This window comes from Bradyrhizobium liaoningense (genome assembly GCF_018130785.1).
GTDB lineage: Bacteria > Pseudomonadota > Alphaproteobacteria > Rhizobiales > Xanthobacteraceae > Bradyrhizobium > Bradyrhizobium liaoningense_A.
This window is the reverse complement of record NZ_JAFCJT010000001.1, coordinates 1,106,100-1,122,274: the sequence shown is the minus strand read 5'-3', so window position 1 is coordinate 1,122,274 and position 16,175 is coordinate 1,106,100. Positions and strand designations below refer to the sequence as shown.

General features: G+C 64.7%; 16 protein-coding genes. 5 read left to right on the top strand and 11 right to left on the bottom strand.

Annotated elements, in window-relative coordinates; translation table 11 throughout:
* Window positions 1-11 precede the first annotated feature (11 nt).
* The 3 genes from JQ627_RS04920 to JQ627_RS04910 are packed head-to-tail and all read right to left on the bottom strand — an operon-like array spanning window position 12 to window position 2,858.
* On the bottom strand, window positions 12-1,334 hold the full coding sequence (locus JQ627_RS04920) for an MFS transporter (protein ID WP_212483000.1): 1,323 nt from the start codon (window positions 1,332-1,334) through the stop codon (window positions 12-14).
* 33 nt (window positions 1,335-1,367) lie between these two features.
* Window positions 1,368-2,588 carry a cytochrome P450 gene (locus JQ627_RS04915; RefSeq protein WP_212482999.1) on the bottom strand — a complete coding sequence of 407 codons (1,221 nt, stop codon included), beginning with the start codon at window positions 2,586-2,588 and terminating at the stop codon, window positions 1,368-1,370.
* A gap of 60 nt (window positions 2,589-2,648) precedes the next feature.
* Entirely contained in the window at window positions 2,649-2,858 is a 210-nt protein-coding gene (locus JQ627_RS04910; protein ID WP_212482998.1) for a ferredoxin, read from the bottom strand.
* A 153-nt stretch (window positions 2,859-3,011) separates the two neighbouring features.
* Here JQ627_RS04910 and JQ627_RS04905 point away from each other — a divergent pair, with 153 nt between their 5' ends.
* Entirely contained in the window at window positions 3,012-3,659 is a 648-nt protein-coding gene (locus tag JQ627_RS04905) for a TetR/AcrR family transcriptional regulator (protein WP_212482997.1), read from the top strand.
* Here the strand turns inward: JQ627_RS04905 and JQ627_RS04900 are convergent.
* From JQ627_RS04900 to JQ627_RS04885, 4 genes are all read right to left on the bottom strand, one after another.
* Entirely contained in the window at window positions 3,656-4,306 is a 651-nt protein-coding gene (locus JQ627_RS04900) for an aspartate/glutamate racemase family protein (RefSeq protein WP_212482996.1), read from the bottom strand. The genes JQ627_RS04905 and JQ627_RS04900 overlap by 4 nt on opposite strands.
* A 170-nt stretch (window positions 4,307-4,476) precedes the next feature.
* A complete protein-coding gene (locus JQ627_RS04895; RefSeq protein ID WP_212482995.1) occupies window positions 4,477-5,490 on the bottom strand; it encodes an amino acid ABC transporter substrate-binding protein in 1,014 nt (337 codons plus the stop codon).
* A gap of 12 nt (window positions 5,491-5,502) precedes the next feature.
* Window positions 5,503-6,852, bottom strand: a complete 1,350-nt coding sequence (locus tag JQ627_RS04890) for an aspartate aminotransferase family protein (RefSeq protein WP_212482994.1) — start codon at window positions 6,850-6,852, stop codon at window positions 5,503-5,505.
* A gap of 3 nt (window positions 6,853-6,855) precedes the next feature.
* Window positions 6,856-7,728, bottom strand: a complete 873-nt coding sequence (locus tag JQ627_RS04885; protein ID WP_212482993.1) for a MurR/RpiR family transcriptional regulator — start codon at window positions 7,726-7,728, stop codon at window positions 6,856-6,858.
* Between the two features lie 87 nt (window positions 7,729-7,815).
* On the opposite strand from JQ627_RS04885, the gene JQ627_RS04880 reads away from it, so the two are divergent.
* From JQ627_RS04880 to JQ627_RS04870, 3 genes are all read left to right on the top strand, one after another.
* On the top strand, window positions 7,816-9,003 hold the full coding sequence (locus tag JQ627_RS04880; RefSeq protein ID WP_212482992.1) for an amino acid ABC transporter permease: 1,188 nt from the start codon (window positions 7,816-7,818) through the stop codon (window positions 9,001-9,003).
* A 2-nt stretch (window positions 9,004-9,005) separates the two neighbouring features.
* Window positions 9,006-10,115 carry an amino acid ABC transporter permease gene (locus JQ627_RS04875; protein WP_212482991.1) on the top strand — a complete coding sequence of 370 codons (1,110 nt, stop codon included), beginning with the start codon at window positions 9,006-9,008 and terminating at the stop codon, window positions 10,113-10,115.
* Between the two features lie 122 nt (window positions 10,116-10,237).
* Window positions 10,238-10,450, top strand: coding sequence for a hypothetical protein (locus JQ627_RS04870; protein WP_212482990.1), 213 nt, complete (start codon window positions 10,238-10,240; stop codon window positions 10,448-10,450).
* A 107-nt stretch (window positions 10,451-10,557) separates the two neighbouring features.
* Here JQ627_RS04870 and JQ627_RS04865 read toward each other — a convergent pair whose 3' ends face one another.
* Both JQ627_RS04865 and JQ627_RS04860 read right to left on the bottom strand, forming a co-directional pair.
* A complete protein-coding gene (locus tag JQ627_RS04865) occupies window positions 10,558-11,976 on the bottom strand; it encodes an amidase (protein WP_212482989.1) in 1,419 nt (472 codons plus the stop codon).
* A gap of 115 nt (window positions 11,977-12,091) precedes the next feature.
* Window positions 12,092-12,868 (bottom strand): SDR family oxidoreductase, encoded by a 777-nt coding sequence (locus JQ627_RS04860; protein WP_212482988.1) that lies wholly within the window; start codon window positions 12,866-12,868, stop codon window positions 12,092-12,094.
* Window positions 12,869-13,027: 159 nt separating this feature from the next.
* On the opposite strand from JQ627_RS04860, the gene JQ627_RS04855 reads away from it, so the two are divergent.
* On the top strand, window positions 13,028-14,101 hold the full coding sequence (locus tag JQ627_RS04855) for a tartrate dehydrogenase (protein WP_212482987.1): 1,074 nt from the start codon (window positions 13,028-13,030) through the stop codon (window positions 14,099-14,101).
* Between the two features lie 182 nt (window positions 14,102-14,283).
* Here JQ627_RS04855 and JQ627_RS04850 read toward each other — a convergent pair whose 3' ends face one another.
* Window positions 14,284-14,925: a suppressor of fused domain protein gene (locus JQ627_RS04850; protein WP_212482986.1), complete on the bottom strand. Its 642-nt coding sequence runs from the start codon at window positions 14,923-14,925 to the stop codon at window positions 14,284-14,286.
* A 170-nt stretch (window positions 14,926-15,095) separates the two neighbouring features.
* Entirely contained in the window at window positions 15,096-16,169 is a 1,074-nt protein-coding gene (locus tag JQ627_RS04845) for a malate/lactate/ureidoglycolate dehydrogenase (RefSeq protein ID WP_212482985.1), read from the bottom strand.
* Window positions 16,170-16,175 lie beyond the last annotated feature (6 nt).

The window sequence follows — 16,175 nt, the reverse complement described above, 5'->3', positions numbered from 1 at the left end:
TCGTGGATGAGCTACTCGTGGCGATGCATCGCAGAGGCGTGCTTGGTGTCGCGCATGGTGGAATAGATGATCAGCGACAGGCAGATGACGCCTGCGAGATAGTAGTAGAACCACTCCTCATGCCCGATGCTCTTGAAATAGAGCGCGATCGCCGGTGCCGTACCGCCGAAGATCGAGACCGTGATGGCATAGGGCAGGCCGACGCCGAGGGCACGGACATTGGTCGGGAACAGCTCGGCCTTCACCACGGCGTTGATCGAGGTGTAGCCGGCGACGAACAGCCAGGCGGCGCAGATCAAGATGAAGGCCATGAAAGGCGACTTGGTCTCCTTCAGCGTCATCAGGAGCGGCACGGTCGCGAGCGTGCCGGCGACGCCGAAGAAGATCAGCAGTGGCTTGCGCCCGATCCTGTCCGAGATGGCGCCGTAGATCGGCTGCAGGATGGTCGCGAAGATCAGCGTGCCGAAGATCACGAAGGTGGTCTGATCCTCGGTCAGGCCGACGGAGAGCTTGACGAAGGTCTGCATGTAGGTGGTGAAGGTGTAGAACGCCGCAGTGCCGCCGGCAGTGAGGCCGACCACCAGAAGCAGCTCGCGGGGATAGCGCAGCAGATTGGTGATCGAGCCGGTCGGCTTCACCACCTTCTTGGCTTCCTCGAACGCCTCAGTCTCGTGCAGATTGCGCCGCATCACGGCGGCAAAGATCGCGAGCGCCGCGCCGATCGCGAACGGGATGCGCCAGCCCCAGGCCTTCAGCTCCTCGGGGGTGAGGAAGACCTTTTGCAGGAGCAGCAGCACGATGATCGCGGTGAGCTGGCCACCGATCAACGTGACGTATTGAAAGCTCGAATAAAACCCGCGGTGCTTGGGATCGGCGACTTCGCTCAAGTAAGTGGCGCTGGCGCCATATTCGCCGCCGAGGCTCAGGCCTTCGATGACGCGGGCCAGCGCCAGGATCACCGGTGCGGCGAAACCGATGGTTGCGTAGGTCGGCGTCAGCGCGATGATCAGCGAGCCGAAGCACATGAAGACGACCGACAAGGTCAGCGAGATGCGCCGGCCGAAATGGTCGGCGATGTAGCCGAACAGCCAGCCGCCCAGGGGGCGCATCAGGAAGGTCGCCGCGAACACCACGGCGACGTTCAATTGCTGCACGACGGGGTCGTTGCCGGGGAAGAAGGCCGGGGCGAAATAGAGCGCGAACGCCGTATAGGCGTAAAAGTCGTACCACTCGACGAGATTGCCGATCGAGCCGATGAAGATCGCCTTGATCCGCCGCTCGGCGTCGGCGAGGTCAATGTGGTCGGAGGCCGGTTGGATTGCTTGGTCAGTCACGTCCGGCTTCTCCGTATTGCTGTTTGGAGAGGCCTACATCGCCTTTCCAAGCAGAAATGGCAACTGGCGGGGGCCTCTCACGGTGCCCTGCGACCAGGTCACCGTGCCTGCCGGATCAAGGGCGAAGTCCGGGATCCGCTTCAGCCATTCCTCCAGCGCAACCTGCATCTCCATGCGCGCAAGGTTGGAACCCACGCAGCGGTGAATGCCGAGGCCGAAGGCGGCGTGGCGGTTCTCGCGGCGATCGATCACGACTTTGTCAGCGTCCGGAAACATCTTGGGATCACGGTTGGCGGCCGGGAAGGATAGCAGCACCATGTTGCCCGCCTTGACCGGACAGCCCGAGATCGTGGTCTCCTTGACCACCTCGCGCGCCATGGTCACCGGCGAATAGGCACGCAGCAGCTCCTCCACGGCGATCGGGATCAGCCCGGGCTCGGCGATCAGGCGCTCACGGTCGGCCGGCGTCCGGGCGAGATGCCAGAGCGAGGAACCGATCGCACTCCAGGTGGTGTCGATGCCGGCAATCAGGAGCAGCCGCAGCGAACCCAGCACGTGGGACTCCTCCAGCGGCTGGCCTTCCTTGTCCTTGGCATTCATCAGGTAGGAGATCAGGTCGTCGGTCGGCCTCGATCTGCGCTCCTCGATATGCGTCCTGAAATAGGCGCTCATCTCCTGCACGGCCTCGAGCAGCTTGCTTTCGTCCTTGATGCCGAGCTCCAGGATCATGTGGATCCAGTTGATGAACAGATCGCTGTCGCTCTCGGGTATGCCGAGCATGTGGGCGATGGCCTGAACCGGGATGTATTTGCTGTAGCGCGCTGCGGCGTCGACCTTGCCATCGGCGATGAACCCGTCGATCAGCTCGTTGCAGATCGCACGCATCCGCGGTTCCAGCTTCTTCATCGCATCCGGCGTGAACGGCGGCAGCAACAATTGCTTGGCCGGCTTGTGCACGGGCGGGTCGGACGTGATCGGCGGGGCCGCGTTCCGGGCGACTTCGGGCCGGACATCGCGGACGATGATGCGGCGCGAGGAAAAATGCTCGGTGTCGTTGGCGATCTCGCGCACCGCCTCATAGGTCGTCGGCATGTAGCAGCCGAGAAAACGTTCGGTGTGCACCACCGGGCTCGCGGCGCGCAGTTCCTCCCAGATCGGGAAGGGATCGTCCGTCCATTGCGGGTCGGTGTGGTCGAAATCGTTGACCCAGTCGGTGACAGGCGGATGGGCGGCGGGCTGGCTGACGTCGGACATGGCAGGAAATCCCTCAGGGCTCGTGTTCGCTGAAAGCACGCGGGGGCGGCAGAGGCCGCACTACTCCTCGATCACATCGATCGCGATTTCCGGACAATTGGATTTGGCAAGCCAGGCCTTGTCTTCGAGGCCCTCGGGAACGACGCCGTCGCCGGCTTCATGGGCGTTGCCGTATTCGTCGAGCTCGAACAGCTCCGGCGCCAGCGCCTTGCAGCGCGCGTGGCCCTGGCATTTGTCGGGGTCGACGTGAACCCTCAGTCGCTCTGTCATGGCGGCTTCCTCGGTCATTTGCGCGGAGCCCGCAGGCCGGCGCGTTCCTCTTGTCGATGTTGTCTACGGCCTTTGCCGCTTTTTAAGTTATATACTATTACATTCGCGACAGGCTTCCCCTGTCAAGCGCAAACTTATAGGCTTCGCCGTAACATGCGTTCACAACTCGCTCGCAAGCCCGAGAACACCTACCACCATGGCGATCTCCGTGACGCCCTGATCAAGGCCGCTCTGCGCGAGGCGGAGCAGGGCGGGGCCGAGGCGATCAGTATCAAGGCGCTGGCAAAGCAGCTTGGCGTCTCACAGCCGGCGCCGTATCGGCATTTCGCCGATCGCGATGCCCTGCTTGTGGCGGTGACGGCGGAGGCGTTCCGGCAGCTCAGCGCGATTCTGCGTGAAGCGATGGCAAAACCGTCGAAGCAATCAAAGCTGTCGCGCCTGGCGCAAGCAACGCTCGATTTCGGCCTGCGCCGCAGCGGCATCTACCGCCTGATGTTCGCCTCGCGCACCGTGTCATGCGCGGACAAGGGCAGTGAGCTGCACGAAGCCACGCGCGAGACGTTTGCGCTCGTGATCGAGGCGCTGGAAGCGCCAGCCGTAGGCTTCTTGCGCGAGCGGCAAGCCCTGAAGATCTGGGCGGCGCTGCACGGCGTGGTGATGCTGGCCGAACAGGGCCTGTTCACCGGCGAGGCCGCGCACGCCACGCGCGAGGAACTGGTCGAGGATTTTGTCAACGAGACGAAGGCCGCGCTCGCGGTCGCGATCAAGGACGCGCAGCGTCGGAAAAAGACCGGCGCTTAGGCTTTCGCCTTCAGCAATCTCATGAGCTTCTCGACCGCGCTGTCCGGGGTCGTCACGACCGGACGGCCGGTGGCTTCTGCGACCAGTGGCGCGGTTGCTGCGATGCTGAACTGGGCCAGCGCAATGACGTCGCAATCGCGCAGGTCTCTTGATGCGTCCACAATCAGCCGGTCATGCGTGGCGCGGTCGCCGCGATCGAGCGCTGCCAGCGCGCCTTCGGCAAGCTTCGGCACGACCTGGACGGAGGCAGGAAATTCCGGCGGCATCGACACCAGCGTCGGCGGGAACGTCGAGAGTAGGCCGATCCGCTTGCCCATCGTGACCGCGCGCTCGATCATGGCCTCGTTCGGCTTGAGTACCGGCATCGGCGCATGAGCCCGCGCCACCGCCTCGATGCAGAGGCCGAAGGCCGAGCAGGTGAACAGGATTCCGTTCGCCCCCGTTGCTGCTGCATAATCGCCGAGGGCCAGGAAGCGTTCGGTCATGACATCATTGAGTTCCCCGTCGCGCGCGAGATCCGCCGACAGGCTGTCATCGAGCAGGTTCATCAGGGTCGCCTCCGGCCACGCCTTCGCGAACGCCGCCTCGATCGGGGCGATGGAGTGCTTGAGGGCGTGGATGAGAGCGATGCGAGGAGGCGTGGTCATTGAAGGTGAGTACCTTGTAGGTCTCGTGCCCCGGATGCAGCGCAATGCGAAGTATTGCGCTGCATCCGGGGCCCATTGTGGCCGCTGGGTCCCGGCTCTGCGCAGCAACGCACCGGACGATGCTTCGCATCGCCGGGGACGCTGCAGCGCGTCCGGGACACGAGAGTCATTTACTTGAACGGCACCGCGTACATCAAGCCGCCCTTGCTCCAGAGGCCGTTGAGGCCGCGGTCGAGCTTGAGCGGGCTCGCCTTGCCGACATTGCGCTCGTAGATCTCGCCGTAATTGCCGGTGGCCTTGATCACTGTCACGAGCCATTTGTTGTCGAGACCGAGCCGCGAGCCGAGGTCGCCCGAGGCACCCAGCAGCCGCTGGATCGCGGGCGTCTGCGACTTCGCCATCTCGTCGACATTGCCTTGCGTGACGCCAAGCTCTTCGGCCTCGATCAGGCCGTAATGCAGCCAGGTGATGATGTCGCTCCAGACCTCGTCGCCGTTGCGGGTGAAGGGCCCGAGCGGCTCCTTGCTGATGGTCTGCGGCAGCACGACGTAGTCGGCCGGATTCGGTGCGGCGGTCGTGACCGCGCCGGCGAGCGCGGAGGCATCCTGGGTCATGGCATCGCAGCGGCCGCCGAAGAAGGTCTGGTACATGGTGTCGACACGGTCGAACACCAGCGGCTTCCAGTCGATGCCGTTGGCACGGCCGTAATCGCCGAGCGTGACCTCATGCGTGGTGCCCTGCGCGACGCAGACCGTGGCGCCCTTGAGGTCCTTCAACTCCTTCACGCCGAGGTCCTTCTTCACGACAAAGCCCTGGCCGTCGTAGAAGTTGATCGGGCCTTGGCGGAGCCCCAGCGTGACGCCGCGCAAGTACGTCTGCGTCGAGTTGCGGTAGAGCACGTCGATTTCACCGGACTGAAGCGCCGTGAAACGGTTCTGCGCGGTCAGCGAGACATAGCGCACCTTGCTGGCATCGCCGAGCACGCCGGCGGCGAGCGCACGGCAATAGTCGACGTCGAGACCCTTGTAATTGCCCTGCGAGTCCGGCGCGGAGAAACCGGCAAAGCCGGCGCTGACGCCGCATACCAGCGTGCCGCGGCTCTTCACCGTGTCGAGCGTCGCCGCCGACGCGACAACCGTCGATGCCGCGAGCACGCTCGCCGCGATAACCACTTTCCTCATCATGATACTCTCCCCTCAGTGATTGACACTACGCAACACGTTGTCGACGGCCGTGCCGAGCTTGTCGACGATCTGGTCGATCTCGTCAGTCGAAGCGATATAGGGCGGTGCTAGCAGCACATGGTCGCCACGGACGCCGTCCACGGTACCTCCACCGGGATAGCAGCCGAGCCCGTTGGCGAAGGCTTCCGCCTTGATCTTCTGGTTCAGCTTCAGCGAGGGATCGAACGAGGTGCGGCCGGCGCGATCGGCGACGAGCTCGATCGCCCAGAACAGTCCGCGTCCCCTGATGTCGCCGATATGGCGGTGATTGCCGAAGCGCTCAGTCAGCCGCTGCTCGAGCTGCTTGCCGCGCTCCCTCACGCGGTCGAGCAGGCGGTCTTCGCGGATCACATCCTGCACCGCGAGCGCGGCCGCGCAGGCGAGGGGATGCGCGAGATAAGTGTGGCCATGCTGGAACGCGCCCGATCCGGCGCGGATTGTGTCGATGATCTTGCCGCTCGCGAGCATCGCGCCGATCGGCTGGTAGCCGCCGCCGAGTCCCTTTGCGATCGCCTGGATGTCCGGAGCAATGCCTTCCTGTTCCCACGCGTGCGTTGTGCCGGTGCGGCCCATGCCGGACATGACCTCGTCGAGAATGAGCAGCGCGCCGTGCCGGTCGCAGATGTCGCGGACGGCCTTGAAGTAGCCGTCCGGCGCGGTCACGGCGCCGGCGGTGGCGCCGACGACGGGCTCGGCGAGGAAGGCCGCGACGGTAGCCGGGCCAAGCCGTTGGAATTCGGCTTCCAACTCGGCCGCGAGCCGCGCCACGAACTGCGCATCAGACTCGCCCTCGTGCTTCTCGTGATAGGCAAAGGCCGGCGTCACATGGCTGAAGGCACCAGATAGCAGGGGCGCATAGGGCGCGCGCCGCCAGGCATTGCCACCGGCGGCGAGCGCGCCGAGCGTGTTGCCGTGATAGCTCTGCCGCCGCGCTATGAAGTGCTGCCGCTGCGGCTCGCCGCGCTCAATGAAATATTGCCGCGCGAGCTTGATGCTGGCTTCGATCGCCTCCGATCCGCCGCTGACGAAATAGGCGTAGGCGAGACCGCCGGGTTCGTGCCCGACCAGCGTCTCGGCCAGCGCCTCGGCCGGCTCGGAGGAGAAGAAGGCGGTGTGCGCATAGGCCAGCGTCGACGCCTGCTTCGCCAGCGCCGCGATCACGCGCGGATGCTGATGGCCGAGGCAGGAGACGGCTGCGCCGCCGGAGGCGTCGATGATGCGCCGCCCGTCCTCGGCGAAGAGATAGACGCCTTCGCCGCCGATCGCCTTGGGCGGCGTTTCGCGCAACGAGCGGTGCAGCACGCGGCTGGTGCGAGCGGCCATGGGTCAACCTTTCTCTGAAACGTAAGTGGAGGCCGCGGCGAGCCGCGCCTCGGTATTTTCCAGGCGTGTCTTCGCGGTGGTCCCGCCGAGCGAGAATGTTACCGCCGCGAGCGATTGCGCAATCGCGATGGCGCCGGTGAGGCTCGGGAAGAAGCCGGGGGAGGAGGCCGCCTCAAACAGCAGCACGTGGTCAGCCCCTTCGGCCATCGGCGCCGTGAGGCTGTCCGCGATCGCGATCAGCGTTGCGCCGGCACGATGGGCGGCCTGCGCAACGCGGACGCTCGCATGAGTATAGGGCAGGAAGCCGATGACGATGACGGCTTCGCCGGGGCGGAAGGCACCGAGATCGAGATCGTCCGGGCCGGACACGCCGACGAGTTGCACCTGTTCGGGTCGGAACAGACGGAGCTCGTAGTTCAAGAGCTCCGCGACGCTCCGGCAGCTTCGGTAACCGGCAATCCAGATCCGCTTGGCGTCGTGCAGCGCGCGGGCCGCTTCCGCAATCGGCTGGGCCGGAATGCGCAGAAGGCCGGCGCCCTCGGCCTCGAGCTTGTCGGTGACGAGCGCGACATCGGCGTTCGGGCCGTGGCGGCGGCTTTTGGCGCGGCCGGAGAAAGGTGAGATCTGCGACGGCCGCCGCGCCTCGGTGAGTGCGGCGCGCAATTGCTCCCAGCCGGAATAGCCGATGGCCTTGGCAAGCCGCGTGAACGCGGCCGGGTCGGCGCCGGCCTCGGCTGCCAGATCGCGCATCGAACGGGTGGTGGCGTCGTAGTCATTGGCGGCAACGAAGCGGCCGACCTCCTGCAAGCGCAGGGGGAGCGATGGCAACGCAATGCGCAGTTCGCTCAAGGGCGAGGATTTCGCGGGCTCGGCCATGAAACATTTGTTGCACGCTTTTCAGATTGGTGCAACAGTTGACGTGCGCCGCCGGAAATCGTTGCTCTTGAGAAGGATTTTTGTGCTGTGACTTCAGACAGTCCGAGACCGCCGCCCCGCCGTCGCTTCTTCGGCGCATGGGGGCGCCGCGAGCTGCAAGGCCTTTTCTGGCAGGTGCTCGTCGTCGGGATCGTGCTTGGGGTTGTCGCCTTCCTCTGGTCCAACACCGTCACAAATCTCTCGGCCCGCCGCATCACGACCGGCTTCGCCTTCCTCGGCCGCGAAGCCGGCATGCCGATCGCCGACAGCCTGCTCGCCTACAATCCGAGAGACACGTACCTGTGGGCCTTCGTGGTCGGCATCGCCAATACCTTGCGCGTCGCCGTGATCGGCATCGTGCTCGCAACCATCCTGGGCACGCTGGTCGGGATCTCGCGATTGTCCGCCAACTGGCTGTTGTCGCGGCTCGCCGCCGTCTATGTCGAGACGCTGCGCGACATCCCGCTGCTCCTCCAGCTCCTGTTCTGGTACGTGCTGATGCAGGCACTGCCGGCCGCGCGTGCGGCGTGGCGGCCGGTCGACGGCGTGTTTCTGTCCAATCGCGGCCTGATCCTGCCGGCGATTCCGGTCGGCTCGCCGCAGCTTTGGGTGCTCGGCACAGCCGTGCTGGGCTTAGTCGCATTCTATCTCATCCGGCGCTGGCTGATTGCGCAGCAGATGCGCGACGGCAAACCGCGGCCGGCCTGGCCCTTTGCGATTGGCCTGATTGTCGCGCTGCCGGCGCTGGTGTCCGTGCTGCTCGGTGTGTCCTGGAAGATCGAATGGCCCGAGCTGCGCGGCTTCAACTTCGTCGGCGGGCTGACGCTCGCGCCGGAATATTTCGCGCTGCTGATCGCACTCGTCACCTACACCTCGGCCTTCATCGCCGAGATCGTGCGCAGTGGCATCCAGTCGGTGCCGCGCGGGCAGTGGGACGCCGCCAATGCGCTCGGCCTGCGCCGCAGCTTCATGCTGCGGCAGATCATCCTGCCGCAGGCGCTACGCGTCATCGTGCCGCCGATGACGAGCCAGTATCTCAATTTAACGAAGAACTCGTCGCTCGCAGTCGCGATCGGCTATCAGGACGTAGTCTCGATCGCCAACACCACGCTGAATCAGACCGGGCAGGCGATCGAGGCGATCGCGCTGATCATGGCGGTGTTTTTAACCATCAGCCTCGGCATCAGCTTCTTCATGAACTGGTACAATGCGCGCATCGCGCTGGTGGAGCGCTGAGCATGACCGCGATCACCGATGTTCCGGACGCACCGCGCGCCGCCCGCCGCCCGCAGATGGGCAATCCGGTGCTGCGCTGGTTGCGCACCAATTTGTTCTCGTCGATCCCGAACGGCATCCTCACGGTCGTGCTGCTGGCGTTGCTGTCCAAGGGCGTCTTCAGCTTCGTGCAGTGGGGCATCGCGAACGCTGTCTGGCTGACACCGGCAAATGATTCCAGCGCCTGCAAGGCGGTGCGTGGCCTTGGCGCTTGTTGGGCGATCATTCCCGAAAAATATCGCTTCATCCTGTTCGGCACCTATCCATTCGATGAGCAGTGGCGGCCCGCGCTGTCGGTCGTGCTGTTCATCGCGCTGTTCTATCTCTCCACCCGTCGCGCCCTGTGGCGGCGCGAGCTGGCCTATCTCTGGATCGGGGCGCTGGCCCTGATCAGTATCTTGATGTGGGGCGGCGTTTTGGGCTTGTCGTTCGTCTCGCAGGATCGCTGGGGCGGCCTGCCGGTGACGCTGATCCTTGCAACGTTCGGATTGGCCTTCGGCTTCCCGCTCGGTATCCTCGTCGCGCTCGGCCGGCGCTCAAAGCTGCCGGCGATCCGCTCGCTCAGCGTGCTCTATGTCGAGCTGATCCGCGGCGTGCCGCTGGTGAGCCTTTTGTTCATGGCGAGCGTGATGTTTCCGCTGTTCATGCCGAGCGGCTTCAACATCGACAAGCTGTTGCGCGCGCAGATCGCAATCATCCTGTTCGCGGGCGCTTATCTTGCCGAAGTCATCCGCGGCGGCCTCCAGGCCGTGCCGCGCGGGCAGTATGAGGCCGCCGATGCGCTGGGGCTCTCGTACTGGCGCAAGCACCGGCTGATCGTCCTGCCGCAGGCGATCCGCCACGTCATCCCGCCGCTGGTGAACACGTTCATCGCGTTCTTCAAGGACACCAGCCTCGTGCTGATCATCGGCATCTTCGACCTGCTGACGACTGCCAAGACCGCGATCATCGATCCCGCCTGGCAGCAGTTCTCCGTCGAAGTCTACATCTTCGTTGCCGCGATCTATTTCGTGTTCTGCTTTGCGATGTCGCGCTACAGCCGGAGCCTCGAGGCGCACGCGGCTTCGCGGTAATCCTGGAGAGCGGAATGTTTATGCCGCGCCTATAGCAAGCGCACCGATTCAGGCTAGGAATCTTACGCTGCGAAGCCCACCTCTTATTTGCTGGTGGGCTTCAACACGAGGCACGTCAAATCATGATGAAATCTGTTCTCGCCGCGTCGGCCGTTCTGGTCGCGCTTTGCTCTGCTGCCGACGCCCGCGGCGTCGTGCACCATCCGTCTGTGGCGTCGGAAGCCACCGCCCGGATGTCGCAGCTCCATCCGGCCTCCATGGCCCACGCGGCCATGACGGAGGATATGGGCTACGACGCGCATCAGTATCACGGTGGCCCGAAAGCGAACGACTAGAGAGCCGACCAAGGCGTCGAGGCCTTGGTAACTGGCAGCGCTGTGGCGATCTGATGGCAGGGATGCCGGCACCGGGGAACAACCAACGTCCCCCGGTGCGGCCGGCACTATGCCTTCACCTTCGGGTCGATCGGCGTCGTCCCGCGCAGGCCCAGAATGTCCTCGAGCAGCTTTGCGCCCGCGAGCACCTGCGCATCCGCGCGCGGCGCGCCGACGACCTGCACGCCGACCGGCAGCCCCGACGCCGTGAAGCCGCAGGGCAATGACAGCGACGGACAGCAGGCGAGCGTGATGGCGTAGACGATGCCGAGCCATTCGACATAGTTCTCGAATTTCTTGCCCGCGCATTCCGCGACATAGCGGTGCTCGATCGGGAAGGGGGGCACGATCGTGGTCGGCGTCAGCAACAGGTCGTACGTCCCGAAGAACTCGATCGCGCGCGCGGTCATGCCGACGCGCTGCGCCTCGGCGCGCGCGATTTGCTCGACCGTGAGCTTGAGGCCTTCCTCGATGTTCCAGATCACCTCGGGCTTCAGAAGGTCGCGCTTGGTGCGCAGCAGATTGGCCTTGGTGATCGCGAAATCGAAGGCGCGCAGGACATGGAAGCATTCATGCGCCTCGCGCCAGTCCGGATGCGCTTCCTCCACGATCGCGCCAGCCTCCGCAAAGCGTTCCGCGGCCTTGCGCGTGATCGCCTTGACCTCGGGATCGACCGGCGTGATGCCGAGATCTGGCGAATAGGCGATGCGCTTCGGCTTCTTGCCTGACTGAGCCGCCGACAGGAACGAGGTGGCAGGTGCGGGCAGCGAGAGCGGGTCGTCTGCATAGTCGCCGCTCATGGCATCCAACAGCAGCGCAAGATCCTCGACGTTGCGCGCCATCGGCCCCACCACGCCGAGATTGCGGTCGATCGCCGACTTGGGCGTATGTGCGACGCGCCCGATGCTCGGCCGCATGCCGACCACGCCGCAGAAGGCTGCGGGGCTGCGCAAGCTGCCGCCCATGTCGGAGCCCTGCGCAAGCCAGGCCATGCCGGTGGCAAGCGCTACCGCCGCGCCACCGGAGGAGCCGGCGGCCGATTTCGAAATATCCCAGGGATTGAGCGTCGCGCCGAACACTTCGTTGAAGGTGTTGGCGCCGGCGCCGAATTCCGGTGTGTTCGACTTGGCGTAGACGACCGCGCCATTGCCTTCGAGGTTCTCGACCATGAGATCGGACTGCTTGGGCACGTTGTCCCTGAAGATCGGCGAACCCTGCGTGTTCAGCACGCCCGCGACATCGGTCAGGTCCTTGATCGGTACCGGCAGGCCCGCGAGCAACCCGCGCGCACCGGCCGGCTTCTGCATCAACGCTTTGGCGCTGTCCCGCGCGCGGTCGAAGCACAGCGTCGGCAGCGCGTTCACCTTGCCATCGACCTCACCGATGCGCTTCTCCAGCACATCCAGCAGTTCGAGCGGCGAGACGTCGCCGGATCGCAGCTTGTCGACGACGGCGCAGGCCGTTTCGCGGATCAGGTCTTGAGACAACTATTTTACTCCTGTGCATATTCAATCGTCATTGCGAGCGCAGCGAAGCAATCCAGACTGTTGCTGTGGAAAGACTCTGGATTGCTTCGCTGCACTCGCAATGACGCGGATAGAGTTAACCCCAGCCTGCGCTGATGCCGCCATCCACCGTATAGATGACCCCGGACGTATATCCGGCGCGATCCGACGCCAGGAACGCCATGAGGTCACCGATCTCGCGCGCATGCGCGGGGCGGCCGAGCGGCAGGCTCTTCTGGAACTCCTTGTAGCGGCTCTCATCGCCGAACTGGTGCTTGGCCCGCGTCTTGAGCAGCGTCACGTGGCGATCGGTGCCGACAGGGCCCGGATTGATGCCGACCACGCGGATGTTGTCGGCGAGGCTCTTGCCGCCGAGCGCGCGGGTGAAGGCCATCAGCGCGGCATTGCCGGCGCTGCCGCAGATGTAGTTGGCGTCGAATTTCTCGCCGGCCGCGCCGATATCGTTGACGATGACGCCGCCGCCCTTCGCCTTCATCTGCGCGTAGATCTGCCGCGTCAGGTTGATGTACCCGAACACTTTCAATTCCCAGGCGTGCCGCCAGGTCGCCTCGTCGATCTTGTCGATGGAGCCGCCGGGAATGTCGCCGGCATTGTTGACGAGCACGTCGATATCGGCGGCGTTCCTGGCGAGCCGCGCGACGTCCTCGGCCTTGCGCAGGTCCACGATGCTCGTCGCTGCATCGATCTGGTGCGCGGAGCGCAAGCGATCGGCCAGGGCCTTGAGCTGGTCGCCGCTGCGGGCGGCGAGCAGGAGGTTTGCGCCTTCCTCGGCAAACGCCTCGGCGGCGGCTGCGCCAATGCCTTTGGACGCGCCCGTGATCAGGACGCGCTTGCCACGCAGATGCAGATCCATGAAGGGTACTCGCTCGGTGGGAACATCAGGATCAAACCAGTAGGCGCTCGGCCGCGCCATGGTCAACATTGCAGTGCAGCGTTGCACTGCCGCCGAGTTTGGTCCATTGCAGTGCGGTCAAAAAGGCGGCGGCTGCCGGACCAACCAAGGACGTTCTCGATGAGCAAGAAACAATACCGGATTGCAGTCATTCCCGGCGACGGCATCGGCAAGGAAGTGATGCCCGAGGGCCTGCGCGTTCTGGAGGCCGCGGCCAAGAAGCACGGCGTGTCCCTGCATTTCGACCATTTCGACTTCTCGTCCTGGGACTATTACGAGAAGCACGGCCAGATGATGCCCGACGACTGGAAGGAAAAGATCGGCAAGCACGATGCGATCTATTTCGGCGCGGTCGGCTGGCCGGCGAAAATCCCGGATCACGTCTCGCTGTGGGGTTCGCTGATCAAGTTTCGCCGCGAGTTCGACCAGTATGTGAATTTGCGCCCGGTGCGGCTGATGCCCGGCGTGCCGTCGCCGCTGGCCAATCGCAAGCCCGGCGACATCGATTTCTGGGTGGTGCGCGAGAACACCGAAGGTGAATATTCCTCCGTCGGCGGCCGCATGTTCCCGGACACCGACCGCGAGTTCGTCACGCAGCAGACGGTGATGACCCGCACCGGCGTCGATCGCATCCTGAAATTCGCTTTCGAGCTCGCGCAGTCGCGGCCGAAGAAGCACCTGACCTCGGCGACCAAGTCCAACGGCATCTCCATCACCATGCCCTATTGGGACGAGCGCGTGGAGGCGATGGCCAAGAAGTTTCCGGGCGTGAAGTGGGACAAGTACCACATCGACATCCTGACCGCGAACTTCGTGCTGCATCCGGACTGGTTCGACGTCGTGGTCGGCTCGAACCTGTTCGGCGACATCCTCTCCGATCTCGGCCCGGCCTGCACCGGCACCATCGGCATCGCGCCATCAGGCAACATCAATCCCGAGGGCGATTTTCCCTCGGTGTTCGAGCCGGTGCACGGCTCGGCGCCCGACATTGCGGGGCAGGGTATCGCCAACCCGATCGGCGCGATCTGGTCCGGCGCGATGATGCTCGACCACCTCGGCGAGAAGGTCGCCGGCAAATCGATCGTCGATGCGATCGAGCGCACGCTCGCCGAACGCACGCTGCGCACCAAGGATCTCGGCGGCAATGCCGACACGACTGCTTGCGGCAAGGCGGTCGCGGATATGGTGGATTGAGGCTCTTCACCCTCTCCCCTTGTGGGAGAGGGTGGCTTCGCGAAGCGAAGCCGGGTGAGGGGTTTCTCTCCGCGGGTGAGCCTTTCGCAGTCTAGCTCGGTGATAGAACCCCTCATCCCGCGCTTCGCGCCACCTTCTCCCACAAGGGGAGAAGGGTAGGGCAGCGGTGTCTTGGGCGCGCCCTATACATACGACTTCCGCGCCGGATCGAAGATCGGTGGATAGTCGTTCTCGTCGAGCAGGTCGAGGAACGGATCGAGGCCCCTGGACTTGATGAGCCCGAGCTCCTGATGCGAAATCAGGTTCACGGTCAAAATCTCCACGGGATCGCCCGCGATTTCCAGCGCCTCGGCGATCTGCTTGTCGGGCCCGATGATCGGCGTCAGAAACAGGAACGTCTGGAAGTCCGTTCCTGCGACCGGAGGCCACGGCAGCGCGACGCGATGGCCGAAGCCGAACCAGGTCGTGTCGATGAACGGCAGGTTGGAGAGCCAGCGTAGATTGTCGCAGACATCCGGCGTCGGTTCGCGGACATACCACATCAGCTCGGCACGCGGCTTGGCGTCCCCAGGCACTCCCGGCATCCGTTGCTCGCTCATGCCGTTGGTCAGAAGCACGTAGCCTTCGTCGGATCCCTCCTGGCACACCGGCACGAAATCGCGGCCAAAGGCGTGGATGTCGATGCGGCGCTCGGCGCTGTCCCTGAAGCTGTATTCGGGTTCGTCGAGTTCGCTTTCGTAGATGGCGAGCCGTTGCTGGTAGAAATCGGCCGCATGCGACGGACGGCCTGAGCCGGACACGAGCTTTGTGAGACGGGAGAGCATGTGAACCTCTGGGCGGATGTGAGCCGGGATACCCGCGTTGTCGTGGGACAACGCGGGCCGGTTCAAATCCATCCCGCGGATGCGGCGATGTTTCGCCGTAGTCCATGCTTCTTTGCGCAATTGTGCATGAGGTCGGGACCACACGCGGAGAGCTGCGCTTCGCGCTCCGATCAGCCCACGATCTTCTCGATCGCCGCCTGATCCAGTCCGAACTTCTTCCCCGCCTCCAGAATTTCCTGCCAGGTGGTCGGATCGACCGGGATGCCTTCCGCAAGCCGCTTCTTCTTGGTCTCACGCTCCGGTTCGCCGGCGATCTTGACCTTGTCGACGCCGGGGCCGGGCGGCGAGCCGGTGTGCCAGGCGACGAAGCTTTCGACTTCGCTCGCGAGGTTCTCGCCGGTGCCGAGCTTGCTCGGGTCGATGACGATCGAGAGCATGCCGTTGAGGACATTGTACTTGCCGTCGGACGGGCCCTTGACCACCTGTCCGCCGGAAAGCGCGCCGCCGAGGATTTCGCAGACCAGCGCGAGCCCCGAGCCCTTGTGCTCGCCGAACGGCAGAATGGCGCCGTGCGGCGGGATCACGGTGTAGCGCGGATTGACGGTGGGTTTGCCCTCATTGTCGATGATGGTCCCGGGCTCGAGCTCGACGCCCTTGTTGTGGGCAACGCGGGTCTTGCCCTGCGCGATCCTGCTGGTGGCGAAGTCGAGCACGATGGGGTCCTTGCCCCGGCGCGGGATGCCGACGCAGAACGGGTTGGTGCCGTGGCGCGCATCGCTGCCGCCCCAAGGCGCTACGATCGGGCGCGAGATCACGTTGACGAAGTGGATCGAGACCAGCCCGTGGTCGATGCACTGCTCGGCCCAGTGGCCGATGCGGCCGATGTGATGCGAGTTGGAGAGGCCGACCAGGCACACGCCGTTGCGCTTGGCGCGCTCTGCCGCCAGCTCCATCGCTTCATGGCCGATCACCTGGCCGTAGCCGGTGACGCCGTCGAGGGTGAGGAGAGGGCCGGTGTCCAGCACGGTCTTGACGTGCGCGTTCACGGCGAGGCCGCCGTTGACGACGCTCTGGACATAACGCGGGATCATCCCGACGCCGTGCGAGTCATGTCCCTTGAGGTTGGCTTCCACCAGATTGGTGGATACGAGCTCGGCCTCGCGGTCCGAGGAGCCGCCGGCCTTGACGATGGCGCGGATGGCGTTGGTGAGCGGCTCTGCCTTGATGGTGCGATAGTCGGCCATTGTTAT